The sequence below is a fragment of the Vibrio sp. 1288 genome (assembly GCF_033344475.1).
On the sequence record NZ_JAWPOX010000247.1, the window covers coordinates 1 to 906 of the forward strand.

Here is a 906-nt window from a genome sequence, read left to right on the forward strand (position 1 = left end):
TTAATTAAGAATTGAAAGGGGGTCCTAATGGGGGACGAAAAGAGCTTAGCGCATACGCGATGGAACTGTAAATATCATGTGGTTTTTGCACCTAAGTACCGAAGACAGGTGTTCTATGGTGAGAAACGAAGGGCAGTAGGCGAGATACTTAGAAAACTATGTGAATGGAAAAACGTGAATATTGTTGAAGCAGAATGCTGCGCAGATCATATTCATATGCTTTTAGAGATACCACCTAAGATAAGTGTTTCATCCTTTATGGGGTATTTGAAAGGAAAAAGTAGCCTGATGCTCTATGAGCGATTTGGAGATTTGAAGTTTAAGTACAGGAATCGAGAATTTTGGTGTCGAGGGTATTATGTCGATACGGTAGGAAAAAATACCGGCAAGATACAAAGTTACATAAAGCATCAACTAGAGCAGGATAAAATGGGAGAGCAATTGTCGATCCCGTATTCAGGTAGCCCGTTTACGGGCCGCTGGAAATAGTCATATGCAAATGTCAGATCACTATGCGCCTGCTAGGGCGCTGCCAGTAAGAGAGCCTTATAGGCGCATATGAAAAACCACCGGCTATGCCGGTGGATACTTTTTTTTCGTATTGAGTAGCTAAAAGACGAAATTCAACATCACCGTGTAGAGGTTGGCATTGGTATCGGCTGGTGGGAGAGAAAACGCGCCGGAGTCGTTGTTGAAGGCTTTAAAGTGTTGCCATTCGGCATTCACTGACACGTTGTAATCCACGTCAAACCTTAACCCTGTCAGGACGCTGTCACCGGTCTTCTTTTCGTTGTCGTCAAACTGTTGGCCATAAACCACGTAAGGGGTGAACTTGTTTAGGTTGTAGCTGGTTGCGGCGTACCACGAGGTCGAGATATCGCTTGTTTGTCCTTCGGCTGTGACGGT

General features: G+C 44.6%; 1 protein-coding gene and 1 pseudogene. One reads left to right on the top strand and one right to left on the bottom strand.

Going from position 1 to position 906, the window contains the following annotated elements:
* Positions 1–27: 27 nt before the first annotated feature.
* The gene (tnpA, locus tag R8O11_RS25995; RefSeq protein ID WP_318194710.1) at positions 28–489 is read left to right on the top strand and encodes an IS200/IS605 family transposase; all 462 of its coding nucleotides are present in this window, start codon (positions 28–30) and stop codon (positions 487–489) included.
* Positions 490–609: 120 nt separating this feature from the next.
* On the opposite strand, the pseudogene R8O11_RS26000 reads toward tnpA, so the two are convergent.
* Positions 610–906, bottom strand: a pseudogene (locus tag R8O11_RS26000) (sulfate ABC transporter permease); the annotation flags it as partial.

Excerpts from the sequence above, each read along its gene's own strand:
- tnpA (WP_318194710.1), top strand. The coding sequence starts at position 28 with ATGGGGGACGAAAAGAGCTTAGCGCATACGCGATGGAACTGTAAATAT.